This window comes from Actinosynnema sp. NPDC049800 (assembly GCF_040656635.1).
Classification (GTDB): Bacteria; Actinomycetota; Actinomycetes; order Mycobacteriales; family Pseudonocardiaceae; genus Actinosynnema.
This window is the reverse complement of sequence record NZ_JBFAMT010000001.1, coordinates 65,386-81,990: the sequence shown is the minus strand read 5'-3', so window position 1 is coordinate 81,990 and position 16,605 is coordinate 65,386. Positions and strand designations below refer to the sequence as shown.

Genomic DNA, 16,605 nt, shown 5'->3' with positions numbered 1-16,605 from the left:
GTGCTCGCCGTGGACGAGCCTGAAGAGCAGCCGGTGAAGTCGGGCCTGAGCCCGCACGAGCTGGCGCTGGACCTGCTGGGCCGCATCGACCGCGCCCGCGACTACGGCCGGGAGCGCGCGGCCCGGTTCAGCCGCCGGGCGACCGCGCTCAAGGTCGGCCTGCTGACCATGTCCGCGACCGCGACGATCATCCTGGGCTGGCAGGACCTGGACTTCTGGACGGGTCTGGCGTTCTCGCTGGTCGCGTTGACCACGGTGTTCGCCGTGCTGGAGCCGTACTTCGCGTGGCGGCCCCTGTGGGTGCTGATGGAGGAGTCCATCTCCCGCTTCCACCGGCTGCACGACGACGTCAGCCACTACCTCGCGGCCACGCCGAGCGACCGGGTCGACGCCGCCAAGGTCGCCGAGATGTTCGCCGAGTACCAGGCGATCTGGGACCGCCAGAACACCCGCTGGGGCGAGTTCCGGCGGATCAGCGACCGCTGAACGTCGCCCTGCCCGGACCGTCGGCCAGGAACGACCGCACCGCGCCGCGCAGGTCCTCGGTCTCGAACAGCTCGGCCGCGATCGCGGTGACGTGCTCGTTCGCCTCGGGCACGCCGCCGCTCTCGAAGTGCGCCAGCACCCGCTTGGTCGCCGCGTGCGCCACCGTGGGCCCGGTCGCCAGCGCCGCGGTGAACTCCAGCGCCGCGTCGTCGAAGCCCTCGTCCGGCAGCACCCGGTTGACCACGCCCCACCGCTCCAGCGTGGCCGCGTCGTAGCGCTCGCCGGTCATCACGAGCTCCTTGGCCCGACCGACACCGGCCCGCGCGGCCAGCCGCTGCGTGCCGCCCATGGTCGGGGTCAACCCGACGACCTTCTCCACCAACCCGAACGTCGCCCGCCGCGCGGCCAGGACGAGGTCGCACGCCACCGCGACCTCGAACGCCCACGTCAGGCACAGCCCGTGCGCGGCGAACACGGTCGGGAACGGCAGCGCGGCCACCCGTTCGGTCAGCTCCAGCATCTGGTCGAGCAGGACCTTGGCCCGCGCGGACGTCTCCTGCGCGGCGAACAGCCCGACGTCGACACCGCCGCTGACGACCTTGCCCTCGAAGCGGATCAGCAGCGCACGCGCGGGCCGCTCCTCCAGGTCCTCGACCGCCGCCTCCAGCAGGTCGTGCAACTCGGCGGTGTAGAGGTTCAGCGGGGGAGCGTCCACGGTGAGGACGGCGAGCCCCACGGCGTCCCGCTCCAGCCGGACCTGTTGCGCTGCCACAGGCGGGGACTTTACACGCGTCCGGAATGACGAAAACCACGTGTCCGAATGGCCCAGCGCAGGTGAGAATCTGCCAATGAGTTCCTGGACCGTTCAGCCTGAACCGGTTGACAGCCCGACCGCGGTCGCGGTGATCCGCACGTACTTGACCGACATCATCGGGCGCTACTACGGCCGACCGGCCGTGCCCGAGGAGGTCGACCGGGCGATCGCCGACGACCCGACCGACGACCTGGCGGGGTTCTTCGTCGGTCGTCGCGACGGGGCGGTGCGAGGATGCGTCGGCTTCCGCATGGTTGACCGCGAAATGGCGGAGATGAAGCGGATGTTCGTCGATCCGGCCGCTCGCGGCACCGGCGGCGGAGCGGCGCTGCTCGCGGCGGTCGAGGTGGCGGCTGTCTCATTTGGTGCTGCGGCCATTCGCCTCGACACCCGTACTGACCTGGTCGAAGCGCGGGCGTTGTACGCGCGGCACGGCTACCGTGAGGTGCCCGCGTTCAACGACGACCGCTATGCGGAGTACTGGTTCGAAAAGCGGCTATAGGGGCCATTGGGTTCCCATATCACCGTTGTGATGTGTCTCACTTGACACTGAATAAACGTCACAGTTGAGTATGTGGCGAAAGTCGGCCGCGGAATGAAATGGGGATCAGTCCAGTGGCTTTCGCCGTTGAGTTGACATTTCGTGATGCGCGCCAGGTGCGGAGATCCATTCATCTCGCACACCGGGAATATTGGCGTCCGCTCGCCGAGCAGGGCGTGCTCGTCGGAACCGGCCCGTGGGCCGATGGTTCCGGCGTGCTGCTCATCGTTCAGGTGCCCGACGACGCCGCGGCCCGGGACCTGGTGCGCGGTGACCCGTACGTGCGATCGCAGTCGATCGCAGAGGTGCGCATACGCCAGTGGCACGTGCTGCTGGGTGTGCCGGAAGGTGAGCGCGTGCCGGGCATCGTCCGGCCGCGTGACGGGCAGAGCGCCGAGGCGCGCTCGCGCGAGCCGTTGACGCCGCACGAGCACCGGATCGCGCTGATGATGTTGGAGGGGATGACGAACCGGCAGATCGCCGAGCACTTCTCGGTGTCGACCCGGGCCGTCGAACTCCACATCACCCGCATCTACCGCAAGCTCGACATCGGCAGGCGGGCGCAGCTCGCCGCGGCGATGCCGTGGGGCCAGCGCTCGTACCTGTAGCGCACGTACCGGTCATGGACAGGCCGTGAGGCCGACGGGAGACCCCCGTCGGCCTCACGGCGTTTCCCGGTTCGGGCAGGGCCGCGGTCGTGATCGGCACGCTCCCGCGCTTCGGTGGCGTTATGGCGGCTGATCGGGTGGCAAACGTGGCGAACGGGGTGCGGAACCGATACCGGAATCGTCACCGACCGTGCGGTATGTCACATGATTAGGCGATTCGGGTGACTTCTGTCAATACTCCTTACCCGTCGGTAACGTGAGTGGTGGGAGTCCCGTTGGTGCGCAGCTTCGTCGTCGGATCCGCCGTGGTCGCGGTGCTGGCCGCCGGGTGCGGCGCGGCGGAGGAATCGCCGGTCAAGACGGGCCCCGGCGTCACCGACGACACGATCTCGCTCGGCGTGCTGACCGACATGACGGGACCGTTCTCGGCCACGTCGCTCATCCGGATCAAGGGCTACGAGCTGTTCCTGGCCGAGCTGAACGAGCGCGGCGGCATCTGCGGGCGCAAGGTCGAGCTCAAGCAGGCCGACCACGGCTACGACGTCGACCGCGCGTTGCAGGCGTACTTCGAGCTGGAGCCGCAGGTGCTCGGCTTCATGGACGTCACCGGCGCGCCGATGACCGAGGCCATCGAGCCGGACCTGATGCAGACCCGCGCCATCGCCGCGCCCGCGTCGTGGTCGGCGAGCCTGCTCGGCAACCCGCACATGGTCATCGTCGGCACGACCTACGACCTCGACGTGATCAACGGACTGGACCACGCCAAGCGCTCGGGCCTGATCGGCCCCGGTGACACCATCGGGCACATCCACGTCGAGAGCGACTACGGCCGCAACGCGCTGGAAGGCAGCACGTTCGCCGCCGAGCAGTGGGGCATGGAGCTGGTCGCGAAGGCCGTGCCGGAGACCGCGGACGTGGCCGCGCAGGTCGGCGCGCTGCGCGCGGCGGGGGCGAAGGCGGTGTTCCTGAGCACGTCGCCGCAGCAGACCGCGACCGCCGTCGCGACCGCCGAGCGGCTCGGCTGGGACGTGCCGTTCCTGGTCAACGCGGTGGGGTACGACCCGTTGATCCTCCAGTCGCCCGCGGCGGCGGCCGTGGTGAAGCGGGTGCAGGTGGTGTCGCCGATCGCGCCGTTCGCGACCGACCTGCCGGGGCCGCGCGCGGTGGCGGAGGCGTTCACGCGGAAGTTCCCGGAGCTGGAGCCGACCGGGTCGGTGGACCACGGGTACGTGATCGGGATGGCGTTCGCGGCGATCCTGGAGAAGGCGTGCGGCGAGCGCGACCTGACCCGTGACGGGGTGCTGCGGGCGTTCCAGGACACCAACAAGGTCGACACGAGGAGCCTGACGGGGCAGCTGCGGTTCTCCCTGGTCGGGCGGCCGTCGGCGACGCAGTCGTACATCGCGCGGCCCGACCCGGCGACACCCGGCGGGCTGGCCGTGGTCGCAGACCTGTTCGAGTCCGAGCTGGTCAAGCTCAAGGGCACGCGCGCCAAGTAGCCCTGGCGGGTAGTTTCCGCCGGTCCGCGCGGGGAATCCGAGGCGCATGATCGAGGTGCGCACGACGGTGCCGACGTCCGTGGAGCGGGTGTTCGCGGTGCTGGCCGACGGCTGGTCCTACGCGGGGTGGGTGGTCGGCGCCGCGCACATCCGCGAGGTCGACGCGGGGTGGCCGGGTACCGGCACGCGGATCCACCACAGCGTCGGCGCGTGGCCGTTGTCGGTGCAGGACGTGACCACGGTGCTGGACGTCGACCCGCCCCGGATGCTGGAGCTGGAGGCCCGCCTGTGGCCGCTGGGCGCGGCCCGCATCCGCTTCGACCTGAAGGCCACCTCGGACGGCTGCGAGGTCACCATGCTCGAGGAGGCGATCAAGGGCCCCCTCTCCCTGCTCCCCGAGCCGGCCCAGTCCCTCTTCCTGACCCCTCGCAACCGCGAGACCCTGGCCCGCCTCACCGCCCGAGCCGTCCGCAAACCCACCTGACCCCGCGCGTCGAACGCTCAGGACCTCTGGACGCGGGTCAGTAGAGGTGGTGGTGGAGGGTGCGGAGGAGGAGGCGGTAGGCGTCGCCGGCCAGGGCGTTGCGGGTCAGGGCGGCACGGGCGGCGTTCGCGCCCGGTGCGCCGTGGACGCCGCCACCGGGGTGGGCGGACGCGGACGTCAGGTACAGGCGGTCGACGGGGGTGTCGGCACGGGCCAGGCCCGGGGTCGGGCGGAAGACCAACTGCTGGTGGACGGCGGCGGTGCCCGCGTTGATCGAACCGCCGACCAGGCTGCGGTTGCGGGTCTCCAGGTCGGACGGCCCGTGCACCACACGGGCGCGGATCAGGTCGCGGAACCCCGGCGCGTGCCGCTCGACGAGCTGCTCCACCCGGTCGGCACGGCGGCGCACCCGGTCGGCGGACCACTGCTCACCCCGCGGCACGTGCGTGTACGCCCAAGCGGTCTCCGTGCCGACCGGTGACCGGCTCGGGTCCGTCGTCGTCATCTGCCCCATGATCACGAACGGCGTCCGCGGCGGCCGCCCGCACGCGATCTCCGCGCTGGACATCGACAACCCGTTGAAGTCCCCTCCCAAGTGGACGGTCCCCGCACCCCGCACCGCACCCGCCGTCCACGGCACCGGCCCGTCCAACGCCCAGTCCACCTTGATCGTCGCGTCGTCCCACTCGAACGCGCCCAGGTCCGACACCAACCGCGGCGGCAGGTGCTCCGCCCCCACCAACCCGAGGTACAACGCCGGCGCCGGCACGTCCGCCAGCACCGCCTTCCGCGCCCGCACGTACCCACCCGCGGCGTCACGCACCCCCAGCGCGCGCCCACCGGCGACCACCACCCGCTCCACCGCCCGGCCGCACTCCACCACACCGCCGAGCCGCCGCACCAACGCCCGCGTTAACGCGCCCGCACCGCCCTCCGGCACCGGGTACCCCACGTCCTGCCCCAGCATCGACAGCAACCACCCGAACGCGGCGCCGCCCGCCTGGTCGGGCCCCAGGTCGGTGTGCATCGCGTTGCCCGCCAACAACAACGGCGCGCCCTCACCCGAGAACCGCTCGTCCCCGAACGCCCGCACCGACTGCAGGAACGACCGCGCGAACCGCAACGCCCCACCCGCGCCCAGCGCACCCACCAACCCCGCGCCCGCGCGCACCGGCGGGAACGGCCGCATCAGCGCCTCGACCAACTCCTCCCGGACCCGTTGCCACAGCGCGAACTCCGCCCGCCACGCGTCACCGTCACCCGCGCCGAACGCCTCCACCGACGCCGCCGTCCGGTCCACGTCCCGCGACAGCACCACGGCCCGGTCGTCCGGCAGCACGTGCGCCAGCACCTCCGGCGCCCGCCGCCACCGCAACCCGTGCCGACCCAGGTCCAACCCGGAGATCACCGGCGACGCCGCGCCCAGCGGGTAGAACGCGCTGAACAGGTCGTGCCGGAACCCCGGCTCGGTCAACTCCGCCGTCCGCACCGCCCCACCGGGCTCGTCGGCCGCCTCCAGCACCAGCACGTCCCACCCGGCGTCCGCCAGCAGGTTCGCCGCCACCAGCCCGTTCGGGCCGGAACCGATGACCACCGCGTCCACGACATCGCTCAACGCACGTCTCCCTGGCTCTGCTGCACCGGCCGACCGAACCGCAACCCCCGCCACCGTCCCACATCGCGCGGCGCGAGCGGGCCCCACGTGCCGCGCCCCTCCGCGACCGCCACCACGAGCTCCGCCAACGCCTCCCGCGGCGGGTGCGCGGGCGCCCACCCCAACGCCCGCAACCGTGAACTGTCCACAACGGACACCTGATCCGCCAGCCGCAACCACCCGGGGTGCACGGGCTGCAGGCCCAGCCGCCACGTCGGCCAGGCCACCGCCCGCAACAGGGCCAACGGCACCGGCAGCAGGAACCCGCCGAACAACGGGGCCAGCTCACGCGCGTCCAACGGCGGGTCGGCGGCCACGTTGAACGCGCCGACGGCGTGCCGCGCGAGGACCACCTGGACCGCCCGCGCCACGTCCTCCGCGTGCACCACCTGCGCCCGCAACCCCCGCCACAACGGCACCGGCAGCCACCGCCGCCCCACCACCCGCGCGGGCGCCAACGGGCTCAGCACCCACCGGCCGAGCTCACCGCCCGCGTCCGGCTGCACGATCGCGCACGGCCGCAGCACGGCCACCCCGGGGCGACCGGCGACCAACCGCTCCAGCTCGGCCTTCTGCGCGCTGTACGCGCTGCCGGGCACCCCGCCGCACGGCCACGACTCGTCCACCGGCGTGGCAGCGGGCGTGTACGCGGCGACCGAGGACATCACCACCACGTGCGGCACACCGGCCCGGTCCGCCGCACGCAGCACGTGCGCGGTGCCGGTGAGGTTGGTGCGCCGCATGGCGGGCTCACCCGACGTGGGCTGCACCGCCCACGCCAGGTGCACCACCGCCTCCGCACCCGCGAACGCCCTGCCCAGCACCACCTCGGCGGCCGGCGCGCCCACGTCGCAACTCACCCAATCGGGTGAACCGACGGGTATCCGCCGCGCGATGCCCACCACCGGGTCGCCCGCGTCCGCGAGCACGCGGCGCAGGGCCGTCCCCACGTTGCCGCTGGCACCCGTGACGACGACCCTCATGGCCGCCGGGTACCCCTACTTCGCGCCGCCAAGCCCCGCGCGCCGCAGCGCCTCGGCCATCGCGCCGTTGGCCGGCGGGCGCTCCTGCTGCCGGGGCTTGCCGCCACCGCGGGGCGCGCCGCCACCGCGCTGACCGCCGCGCGGCTCGCGCTGCTCGCGGGGCGGCTTGCGGCCCGGCTCGTCCTCCAGCCGCAGCGTCAACCCGATCCGCTTGCGCGGGATGTCGACCTCCAGCACCTTCACCCGCACCACGTCACCGGACTTGACCACGTCGCGCGGGTCCTTGACGTAGGTGTTGGACAGCGCCGAGATGTGCACCAGGCCGTCCTGGTGCACGCCGACGTCCACGAACGCGCCGAACGCGGCCACGTTCGTCACCACGCCCTCCAGCACCATGCCGGGCTTGAGGTCGGCGATCTTCTCCACGCCCTCGGCGAACGTCGCCGTCTTGAACGCGGGCCGCGGGTCGCGCCCCGGCTTCTCCAGCTCGCGCAGGATGTCGGTGACCGTCGGCAGGCCGAACGTGTCGTCCACGAACTCCTGCGGCCGCAGCGCCTTCAGCACCGCCGTGTTGCCGATCAGCTGCTCGCCGCCCGCGCGCTCCTGCATCCGCCGCACCACCGGGTACGCCTCGGGGTGCACGGAGGAGGCGTCCAGCGGGTCGTCGCCGTTCGGGATGCGGAGGAAGCCCGCGCACTGCTCGAACGCCTTGGGGCCCAGCCGCGCCACGTCCTTCAACGCGCGCCGCGAGCGGAACGGGCCGTTGCTGTCGCGGTGCTGCACGATGTTCTCGGCCAGCCCGGCGGTGATGCCGGAGACGCGGGTCAGCAGCGGCACCGAGGCGGTGTTCAGGTCCACGCCGACCGCGTTCACGCAGTCCTCGACCACCGCGTCCAACGACTTCGACAGCTTCGTCTCGGACAGGTCGTGCTGGTACTGGCCGACGCCGATCGACTTCGGGTCGATCTTCACCAGCTCGGCCAGCGGGTCCTGCAGCCGGCGGGCGATGGACACCGCGCCGCGCAGCGACACGTCCATGCCCGGCAGCTCGGCCGACGCGAACGCCGACGCCGAGTACACCGACGCGCCCGCCTCCGACACCACGGCCTTGGTCAGCTTCAGCTCGGGGTGCCGCTTGAGCAGGTCGGCGGCCAGCTTGTCGGTCTCGCGCGACGCGGTGCCGTTGCCGATGGAGATCAGCTCGACGTCGTGCTTCTTCGCCAGCACCGCCAGCTTGGCGATCGACTCGTCCCACCGGTTCGCGGGCACGTGCGGGTAGATCACGTCGGTGTCGACGACCTTGCCGGTCGCGTCGACGACGGCCACCTTCACGCCGGTGCGGAAACCGGGGTCGAGGCCCATCGTGGCGCGGGTGCCGGCGGGCGCGGCCAGCAGCAGGTCGCGCAGGTTCGACGCGAACACCTTCACGGCCTCGTCCTCGGCGAACGCCCGCAGCCGCGACCGCAGGTCGATGCCGAGGTGCACCAGGATCCGGGTGCGCCACGCCCAGCGCACGGTGTCGCCGAGCCACCGGTCGGCGGGCCGGCCCCGGTCGTCCACGCCGAAGCGGGACGCGATGCGCGCCTCGTAGCCGGTGGGCTCGTCCTCGTCGGCGGGGTCGAACTGGAGGTCGAGCACCTCCTCCTTCTCGCCGCGCAGCAGCGCGAGGATGCGGTGCGAGGGCAGCTTCGCGAACGGCTCGGAGAAGTCGAAGTAGTCGGCGAACTTCGCGCCGTCCTCCTCCTTGCCCTCCCGGACCTTGGACGCGAGCCGCCCCTGCGCCCACATGCGCTCGCGCAGCTCGCCGATGAGGTCGCCGTCCTCGCCGAACCGCTCGACCAGGATCGCCCGCGCGCCCAGCAGCGCGGCGGCGACGTCGGCGACCTCCTCGGTCACGAACGCCTTCGCCACCTCCTGCGGGTCCTGCGTCGGGTCGCCCAGCAGGCCGTCGGCGAGCGGTTCGAGGCCCTGCTCGCGCGCGATCTGCGCCTTGGTCCGCCGCTTCGGCTTGAACGGCAGGTAGAGGTCCTCCAGCCGGGCCTTGGAGTCGGCGGCCAGGATCGACGCCTCCAGCGCGTCGTCCAGCTTGCCCTGCGACCGGATGGACTCGAGCACAGCCGCCCGGCGGTCCTCCAGCTCCCGCAGGTAGCCCAGCCGTTCCTCCAGCGTGCGGAGCTGGGTGTCGTCGAGCGCGCCGGTCGCTTCCTTGCGGTAGCGGGCGATGAAGGGAACGGTGGAACCACCGTCGAGCAGGTCGACGGCGGCGCTGACCTGCCCGGCCCGCACCCCGAGCTCGTCGGCGATCCTCTGGTGAATGGCTGTGGTCACAGCGAGCCATTGTGCCCTGCCCGCCGGGCCACGTTCGGGCACCCCGACCGGGCCCGGCCGCCGATCGGTCGGGGAGCCCCTCACCCGGCCGGATCAACCGCGACCCGGCCGGGGTCGTCCGTGCGCGGTGGTCGTCGTCCACTTCGGAGGGGAGCGCCGGGGTCAGCGGTGGGAGCCGAAGAAGTCGGCCAGGCCGACGTCGAGGGACAGGACCCGGCCGTCGCCGACGACCGCGGCGAACACCTCGCCCGCCGTCAGCGCCGTGACGCCGTCCGGGCCGACGAGCGCTCGACCGACCCGCGAGTCGACCGTCAACGTGGCCGTGACCTGCCCGGTCGCCAGGGACACCAGGCTCAGCGCGACGCCGGGGTCGTTCACCGAGCGCTGGTGCTCGACCAGCACGTGCCCGGTGGTGGTCGCGACCGCGGTCACGCCGTCGACCACCAGCCGGGCGTCGGGGAACGCGGTCGCGCCCACCTGGACCTCCCGACCGTCGGCCGTGACGCGGACCAGCACGCTGCCCGGCGTGCCACCCGGCGCCTGCCGCAGCGCGATCCGCTCGCCGCCGGCCAAGGCGGCCTCGGCACCGGTCGCGGCGGTCGGCGCGCCCGGGCCGCGCTGCACGGAGAGCCGGCCGGACCAGGTCGCGGCGGTCTGCGGGTCGACCGGCTCGGCCACCACCTCGTCGAGCCTGATCGCCAACACCCCTCCGGTGGCGGTCATGGCCATCAGGCGGCGGTTCTCCCGGTCGTACGCGTAGGCGGTCCGCGCGGTGGCGAACGCGTCGCCGAGCCCTTGGACACCCGCGCCCTCGGCCACCACCGAACCGTCCGCCAACCCGACCACGACCAGCCCGGAATCCGTGGCCAGGTAGGCGTAGCGCTGCCCGGCCGCCAGCACCGACGCCTCCCAGACCAGCTGGTCGGACAGCTGCGTGTCCCACAGCACGTCGCCGGTGGCCGGGTCCGTGGCCGCCAGCCGCACCTGGAACAGGTCCTGCGTCATCAGCTGGAACATCCCGCGCACGCCGTGCCGCGCGTACGGCGCCAGCACCACGTCCCGCCCGTCGACCTCGGCGAACGCGAACCCGTCCTGCATCTCCACGTCCGGCTCCGGCGAGACCGCGTAGGACCCGCCGAAGAACAGCAGCGCGAACAACACCGGCGGCAACAACAACAGCGGCAGGACGCGTCGCCGCCGAGGCGACGGCGTCTCGTAGGGCGTCATCGGCGAGTACTGCTGCGGTGTCCCGTACATGGTTCCCCCGTTCGGTCGTGGTGGGGGAAGCATCGGCCGGACACCTCGCCTACCGGTCCCAGGAACCGGGTGCGCGAGTCCGCCACCAGCGGTGATCCCGGTCGACTAGGCTCGGGTCGGTGAGCACCGTCCGAGCCGCGACGCTTCCGCGCGGTGCGCTGGTCGCCCGGGCGTGGGCCGGGTTGGGTGACGCGGTCGCGCCCCTGAGCAACGACGCCGGCCGCCCGCTGACCCGCACGGTCAAGCTGATCCTCGACCCGCTCGTGCTGCGGCCCGTGCTCAACCCGGAGTTCGCCGCGGGCGCGATCGCCGCCGAGCACGCCGACGCCCTGACCGCCCGGATCGCCGACGCGGGCCCCGTGCTGGCCGCGACCGCGAGCTGGTTCGCCGTGCTGAAGAAGGAACGCCGCCGCCGCTGGATCACCGACGGCAACCCGCAGGACCTGTACTTCCAACGCTGCTTCGAACTGGCCACGGTGCACGGCGAACCCGGGCCGGACGCCGCCGACGTCGCCGCGACCGTGCTGGCGGAGGTCCACGAGCAGGACGGTCCGACCGTCGCCGCGCTGCGCGACTTCGTGACCGACCCGGTCAACGCCGCCGAGCTGACCCGGCTGCTCGACGCCGCGTGGGCCGCGCGCCGCCCCGCCGCCGCGGGGTCGACGGCGACCTCGGAGTTCCTGGCCACCTGCGCCGTCGCACCCGACCGGACCCTGTTCGGGGCGCTGGTCGCGGGCCTGGCGGGCAGCGCGGGCGCGGCGGACCTCGACCGGCCGGGCGTGGCGCTGGCGCACGGGCTGACCTCGCGTGACCGGCCCGTGCGCCCCGAGCTGGGCCGTGGCGCGTCGAAGGCGAACCTGCCCAGGCCGTTCGACCGGTCGATCGTGGAACGCCTGTTCGCGCCGCTGACCAACGCCTTCCAGCGGGCCGGGCTGGCGGACGTGCCGACGTTGGTGCGGCGGGAGATCACCCGGTCGGCGGGGCCGTGGCAGCTCGCCGAGGAGGAGAGCAGGCTCGTCGTGGTGCTGGGCCGGGACGCGTCCGCCGACCTCGCGGGCCCGCCGGTGGGCGGGGCGGGCTCGGCGGGCTCGGCGGCGGCCAGGTTGCGGTCGAGGTGGGAGCGCGAGGCGTACGTGCACCGCGTGCTGCGGATGCCGTCGGCCGTGCCGCCGGAGGTCCGCGCGGACGTGCGCGGCGTGCGGGAGGCCTACCTGCGGCGGTTGTGGGTGCGCCTGCACGGCCGCGAGCTGCGGCACGAGACCGTGACGTTCGACCAGGTGTGGGACGTGCTCGACGGCGTGCTGCGCTCGGTGATCCTCGACCAGCGCGACCGGTTGCGGTCCGCGCTGGAGCGGGAGGCGGTGGCGTGAGGGTGACGCGCGCGGCCGATCTCGTCGTCGGCGACTGGCCCACGTCGCCCGAGGTCGTGGCGCTGCTCGAAGGCTCGGGTGCTTCGCTCGCCTGGGACGTCCTGGCCGACGCCGCCGCGCCCGCCGCACGCGTGCACGACCCGGAGCGCGCGGCCGAGTGGCTGTGGGAGGTCTACGGCGACGCGGCCGAGGCGATCCTCGGTGGTGCGGCGGAGGTGGAGGTGCCCGATGGCGGTGACTGGGGCGTCCGGGACGCCTGCCGCCGCGTGGCGCAGCTGAACTGGGCGGGCGCGTGGTGGCCCGCGTCGGTCACGGCCGGCGTGCCCGCGTTGGATCCCGCTGTGCTGCACGCGGAACGCGCGGTCGCCGTGTCCACTGTGGAGCACCTGCTGGACGACCCGGACGCGGTCGAGCGGGCGTTGGCCTCGGTCGGGTCGTTCGACGTGCCGACGTCCGATCCGGAGGTGGACGCGTTGGCCGAGCGGGTCGCCGCGCTGGCCGAGGACTACGGGGTGGAGCTGCGGCCGGCGCGGGCCCCGGGCAGGGCCGGGTTCGCGTTGGCCGCCGGAGGGGTGGACGGCGGCACCGGCGTCACGGCCCTGTCCGGGACGTCCACTGTGGACTGGGCTTTGGTGCCGCACGGCGCGGTCGACGCCGCCGCGCCCGCCCGGTGGGCCGTCGTGCGGCGGCAGGGGAGCACGGTGCTGGAGGTGTCCGTCGTGCCCGGACCCACTCCGGGGTCGCGGTTGGCGGCACGGTTCGGGTTCGGCGAGGTCGAGGTGGCGCTGGACGTCGACGCGACGGGGTGGCTCACCGGGTCCGCGCCGGTGTCGGCGGCCGTGCTGCTGCTGCCGCCGGACCGGCGCGCGCTGACCGTCTACGCACCGGACTTCGCAGAGCCGACCGCACCCGACCCGGACGCCGCGCCGCGCCGTGCGGCGATCATCTCCTATGCCCGGTCCCGGATCGGCTCGCCGACCGCCACCGTCACCGAGCGGACGGCCCGGTGAACGACCCGTCGGAGCTGAACGACGAAGGCGTGCGACTGGCCGGCGCCGGTGACCTGGTCGGCGCGCGGTCCGCGCTCGAAGCGGCGCTCGCGGCGTCCTCGGCGGAGGACCGCGCGCAGGTCTTGGTGAACCTGGCGCACGTGGTGGACATGGCCGGCGAGCGTGCGCACGCGGTGGAGCTGCTGACCGAGGCGATCGCGGTGGGGGAGGGGGCGGTCCGGCTGACGGCCGTCGCGGCGCGCGCGGACCTGCTGCCCTGGTTCGACCGGTGGGAGGAGGGGTGGCGGGACGTCGAGGAGGCGCTCGTCGGCGCCGAGCCGGCGCAGCAGGTGGTGCTGCGCACGACGCGCGTCGGGCTGCTGATGATGGCCGGTCACCTCGCGGAGGCCGAGGCGGAGGCCGTCGAGGCGGTCGAACTGGCCGGGCTGCACGCGCCCGAGTACCTGGAGAACCTCTACTCGAACCTGGCGGTCCTGGCCGACGAGGCGGGCGACGGGGATCGCGCCGCGATGTACCGGCTGCTGTCGGACAACCCCGGCCGCCGACCGCTCGGACCCCGGTGGCAGCGGTTCGTGGCGCTGAACTCCGAGGGCGCCGTGCTGCTGTCATCGGGCAACCGCGCCGCCGCCAAGTCCGCCTTCGCCGCCGCGTACCGCGAGGCGCTCGAAGTCCCGCAGCGCGAACCGTTCGAGGGCGCGCTTCACGACGCGCCCGGTACCGCCACCCGCGAGCCGTCCGACCGGGCGCCCGACTTGGCGCACGGCGAGGCCCCGGAATTGTCAGACCCTTCTGGGACAATAAAAACAGGGGTCCCCTTGGCGGGGACCCCTGCGAAGCAACCACCCGCCGCGAACGCCGACCCGACCGACCCGGCAGCCGCTGCAACGGCCGACCCCGCAACGGCCGACCTGGCAGCCGCGGCAAGGGCCGGAGCCGAACCGGCCACCGTGGACGACGTCGAAGCCCTGGTCTGCCGAGCGGGGGTCGCGGGCAACCTGGCCGGAGTCGCCGACCACCCCCGCGAAGCCGTCCGCTGGAGCACCGAAGCCATCGAGGCGGCCCGCACGGCGCTCACGCTCGTCGGCGACGCCTACGGCTCGGCCTCAGTCCTGGTCAACGCCCTCATCTCCCGAGCCGCGGCACGGCTCGGCCAGACCCACCTCCCCGCCGCCCTCACCGACCTGGACGAAGCCCTCGACCTGGTCACACAGGCCGACGACGCCGAACCCGTCGAAGCCACCGTCCGCGCCACCCGCGCCCGCGTCCTCGCCACCGGGGGCTGGTTCGCCGAAGCCGCCGACGAAGCGCGCACCGCGCTGGACCTCGCCTACACCGCCGCCCCGGCCCTGGCCGCGTCCGTCCACGCCACGCTGGCCGAGATCACGAGCGCGACCGGCGACCTCCCCGGCGCCGCCGAACACCTCGCCCTCGCCCGCGACCTGTGCGCCGCCACCGGCGACCTCCCCGGCGTCGCCACCGCCCTAATCAGCTCCGCCCGCCTGGCCTACCTCGCCTCCGACACCGACCGGGCGGACGCGCTGTACGACGAGGCCGAAGCCCTCCTCGCCGACGACCCCCGCCGACGAGCCGCCTGCCTGCACGGCCGGGCCGCCGTCGCGGTCCTGCGCGGCGAGCCCCGGGCAGCCCTGGCGTTGACGGACCGCGCACTCGCGCTCCTGGACACCGCGACCCCGCTGGAATCGTTGTCCCTGCACCAGGTGCGCGGCTCGGCGTTCGAGGCGGCGCAGGAGTTCGCCGAGGCCGAGTCCTGCTACGCCGAAGCGGCGGCGTTGTGCGAGGCGGCCGGCCTGTGGCACGTCGCGCTGGGCATGGCGTGGTGGCGCGCGGACGCCCTGATCCGCCGGGCCGCCGCCACCACCGGCGACCAACGGCAGCAGCTCGGCCGCCGCGCACTGGACCTGGCGCTGCCCGCCGCGCTCGCCGCGGAAGCGATCCGGCAACGGTTCCCGCACGGCCCCCTGCGCGAACGGTGGGTCGCACTGGCCTCCGCACCCGCCACCCGGTCGGCGTTCCTGGCCATCCGGGCGCTCGGTGACTCGACGTTGGCGGCCGAGTACATCGACCACGTCGCGGGCGCGGTGTCCCTGCACGCCGAGGGGGCCACGACACCCGTCGCACGCGGAGACCTGCTCACGTTGCCCGAACCCCCGACGACCGGCGCGCACCTGCCCTACGCGGCCTCCGGGTTCGCCACGGGCACGGACCCGGCCTTCCCCGCCACCGGCTTCGAACTGCCGCCGAGGGTCCGGCTCGACCCCGCCACGCCGACCGCCCTGGACGCCTGGATCGACGTGGCCGAGCAGCGCTACGGGTTCGCGGTGCGATCGGAACGGGCGGTGGCGTCGTGGTGACCGTGCAGCTCAAGTTCGTGGACGCGGGCGACCTGTACGCGTCGTGGCGGTGGGAGCACGAACCGGCCGAACCCCGCGTCATCGCCGTGCCGCGCGACCTCGTGCGGGCCACGTTGGACGAGTGGGCCGCGGCGGTGCCGTCGCCGTTGCCGGGCGAGACCGCCGACCAGGCGTTGCGGCGCGCCCTCACGAACGGCCCGCTCGTGGACCACGCGCGCGAACTCGACCTGGCGACGCGGCTGGCGCGCGCCCTGGTGCCGAACCGGCTGGCGGCCGAGCTGAACTCCTGGCTGGCGCAGGGGATCCGGCCGCACCTGCGCGTCCAGCCGTCCCCCTCGACCGCCCTGGTGCCCTGGGAAGCGCTGCGGGTCGACGAAGGACGGCGGGCGGTGCACGAGACCGCCATCTCGGTGCTGCCCCCGGCGACCGTCGGCAACGCCGCGGCACGCCGGGTGCACCCCTTCGACCCCCGCGGACCGGTCGTCCGCGTGCTGGACCCCGTCGTGCCCGGCTTCCCCGACGCGTCCGGCCTGGGCTCGGTGCTCGGCCACCCGACCCCGGAGCTGACCGCGCTCGCGCCCGGCGGCCTGCGCCGCGCCGACATCGACCGCGACCACCTCGAACGGGAGCTGGCCACCGCCTCGCGCTTCCTCTACGTCGGGCACGTCACCACCGGCGGGCACGGCCTCGACGCACGCCTGCACCTGTCCTGCACGTCCGCCACCACGGGCCGGGCCGCACCGCTCGGCGCGCACCGCCCCCTGGCCGCCGCCGACATCGTGCTGGGTCACCGGCCCGGCCCGGTGCGCCCGTGGCGGATACCGGCCCGGGTCGCCCTGGTGGCCTGCGAGAGCGGCGGCGACGTCCGCTTCGCCGAACCGTCCGGCCTGGTCACGGCCATGGTGCACGGTGGCGCGGAGCACGTGACCGCGACGAGGTGGACGTTGCCGACCGACGAAGGGCTGCGCCGACTGGTGACCGGCTTCCCGCCGACCCCCGTCCTCGCGCCCACCGTGCTCGCCATCGACGCCGCCCACCGCGCGCCCGACCCGGTGACCGCGCTCAACGACTGGCAACGCGCCGCGGCCACCCGGTGGGAGGAAACGGGCGACCCGACCTGCTCACCGCTCGTGTGGGCCGCGTTCGCCACCACCTGGGCGCCACACCGCGGCCGACCTTGAAACCGGTACCGCGGTACA

General features: G+C 73.9%; 14 protein-coding genes. 9 read left to right on the top strand and 5 right to left on the bottom strand.

Annotated elements, in window-relative coordinates; genetic code table 11:
* Nucleotides 1–9: 9 nt before the first annotated feature.
* Nucleotides 10–486, top strand: a complete 477-nt coding sequence (locus tag AB0I91_RS00410) for an SLATT domain-containing protein (RefSeq protein ID WP_499634387.1) — start codon at nucleotides 10–12, stop codon at nucleotides 484–486.
* On the opposite strand, the gene AB0I91_RS00405 is transcribed toward AB0I91_RS00410, so the two are convergent.
* Nucleotides 473–1,258 carry an enoyl-CoA hydratase/isomerase family protein gene (locus tag AB0I91_RS00405; protein ID WP_499617357.1) on the bottom strand — a complete coding sequence of 262 codons (786 nt, stop codon included), beginning with the start codon at nucleotides 1,256–1,258 and terminating at the stop codon, nucleotides 473–475. The two genes, AB0I91_RS00410 and AB0I91_RS00405, sit on opposite strands and share 14 nt — an antisense overlap.
* A 76-nt stretch (nucleotides 1,259–1,334) precedes the next feature.
* On the opposite strand from AB0I91_RS00405, the gene AB0I91_RS00400 reads away from it, so the two are divergent.
* From AB0I91_RS00400 to AB0I91_RS00385, 4 genes are all read left to right on the top strand, one after another.
* Nucleotides 1,335–1,802: a GNAT family N-acetyltransferase gene (locus AB0I91_RS00400; protein WP_499634384.1), complete on the top strand. Its 468-nt coding sequence runs from the start codon at nucleotides 1,335–1,337 to the stop codon at nucleotides 1,800–1,802.
* 113 nt (nucleotides 1,803–1,915) lie between these two features.
* Nucleotides 1,916–2,449 (top strand): LuxR C-terminal-related transcriptional regulator, encoded by a 534-nt coding sequence (locus AB0I91_RS00395; RefSeq protein WP_236594835.1) that lies wholly within the window; start codon nucleotides 1,916–1,918, stop codon nucleotides 2,447–2,449.
* A gap of 278 nt (nucleotides 2,450–2,727) precedes the next feature.
* Nucleotides 2,728–3,948 (top strand): ABC transporter substrate-binding protein, encoded by a 1,221-nt coding sequence (locus AB0I91_RS00390; RefSeq protein ID WP_499614179.1) that lies wholly within the window; start codon nucleotides 2,728–2,730, stop codon nucleotides 3,946–3,948.
* A 46-nt stretch (nucleotides 3,949–3,994) separates the two neighbouring features.
* A complete protein-coding gene (locus AB0I91_RS00385) occupies nucleotides 3,995–4,432 on the top strand; it encodes an SRPBCC family protein (RefSeq protein WP_498772555.1) in 438 nt (145 codons plus the stop codon).
* A 37-nt stretch (nucleotides 4,433–4,469) separates the two neighbouring features.
* Here AB0I91_RS00385 and AB0I91_RS00380 read toward each other — a convergent pair whose 3' ends face one another.
* From AB0I91_RS00380 to AB0I91_RS00365, 4 genes are all read right to left on the bottom strand, one after another.
* Nucleotides 4,470–6,047: a phytoene desaturase family protein gene (locus AB0I91_RS00380; RefSeq protein WP_498772557.1), complete on the bottom strand. Its 1,578-nt coding sequence runs from the start codon at nucleotides 6,045–6,047 to the stop codon at nucleotides 4,470–4,472.
* Nucleotides 6,044–7,069, bottom strand: a complete 1,026-nt coding sequence (locus AB0I91_RS00375; RefSeq protein ID WP_499634381.1) for an NAD-dependent epimerase/dehydratase family protein — start codon at nucleotides 7,067–7,069, stop codon at nucleotides 6,044–6,046. Before AB0I91_RS00375 ends, AB0I91_RS00380 begins: the two co-directional genes overlap by 4 nt.
* 15 nt (nucleotides 7,070–7,084) lie before the next feature.
* Nucleotides 7,085–9,397, bottom strand: coding sequence for a Tex family protein (locus AB0I91_RS00370; protein WP_499634378.1), 2,313 nt, complete (start codon nucleotides 9,395–9,397; stop codon nucleotides 7,085–7,087).
* A gap of 162 nt (nucleotides 9,398–9,559) precedes the next feature.
* Nucleotides 9,560–10,654, bottom strand: a complete 1,095-nt coding sequence (locus AB0I91_RS00365) for a PA2928 family protein (protein ID WP_498772563.1) — start codon at nucleotides 10,652–10,654, stop codon at nucleotides 9,560–9,562.
* Between the two features lie 119 nt (nucleotides 10,655–10,773).
* Here AB0I91_RS00365 and AB0I91_RS00360 point away from each other — a divergent pair, with 119 nt between their 5' ends.
* Genes AB0I91_RS00360 through AB0I91_RS00345 form a run of 4 tightly spaced genes read left to right on the top strand, consistent with a single transcriptional unit; the run spans nucleotide 10,774 to nucleotide 16,587 of the window.
* Nucleotides 10,774–12,024: a hypothetical protein gene (locus AB0I91_RS00360; protein ID WP_499634374.1), complete on the top strand. Its 1,251-nt coding sequence runs from the start codon at nucleotides 10,774–10,776 to the stop codon at nucleotides 12,022–12,024.
* On the top strand, nucleotides 12,021–13,034 hold the full coding sequence (locus AB0I91_RS00355) for a hypothetical protein (RefSeq protein WP_499634371.1): 1,014 nt from the start codon (nucleotides 12,021–12,023) through the stop codon (nucleotides 13,032–13,034). Before AB0I91_RS00360 ends, AB0I91_RS00355 begins: the two co-directional genes overlap by 4 nt.
* A complete protein-coding gene (locus AB0I91_RS00350) occupies nucleotides 13,031–15,406 on the top strand; it encodes a hypothetical protein (protein WP_499634368.1) in 2,376 nt (791 codons plus the stop codon). The genes AB0I91_RS00355 and AB0I91_RS00350 overlap by 4 nt, the downstream gene beginning before the upstream one ends.
* Nucleotides 15,403–16,587, top strand: coding sequence for a CHAT domain-containing protein (locus tag AB0I91_RS00345; protein ID WP_499634365.1), 1,185 nt, complete (start codon nucleotides 15,403–15,405; stop codon nucleotides 16,585–16,587). Before AB0I91_RS00350 ends, AB0I91_RS00345 begins: the two co-directional genes overlap by 4 nt.
* Nucleotides 16,588–16,605: the final 18 nt, after the last annotated feature.

Coding starts and splice junctions, on each gene's coding strand:
- AB0I91_RS00385 (WP_498772555.1), top strand. CDS start 3,995: ATGATCGAGGTGCGCACGACGGTGCCGACGTCCGTGGAGCGGGTGTTC.
- AB0I91_RS00375 (WP_499634381.1), bottom strand. CDS start 7,069: ATGAGGGTCGTCGTCACGGGTGCCAGCGGCAACGTGGGGACGGCCCTG.
- AB0I91_RS00400 (WP_499634384.1), top strand. CDS start 1,335: ATGAGTTCCTGGACCGTTCAGCCTGAACCGGTTGACAGCCCGACCGCG.
- AB0I91_RS00365 (WP_498772563.1), bottom strand. CDS start 10,654: ATGTACGGGACACCGCAGCAGTACTCGCCGATGACGCCCTACGAGACG.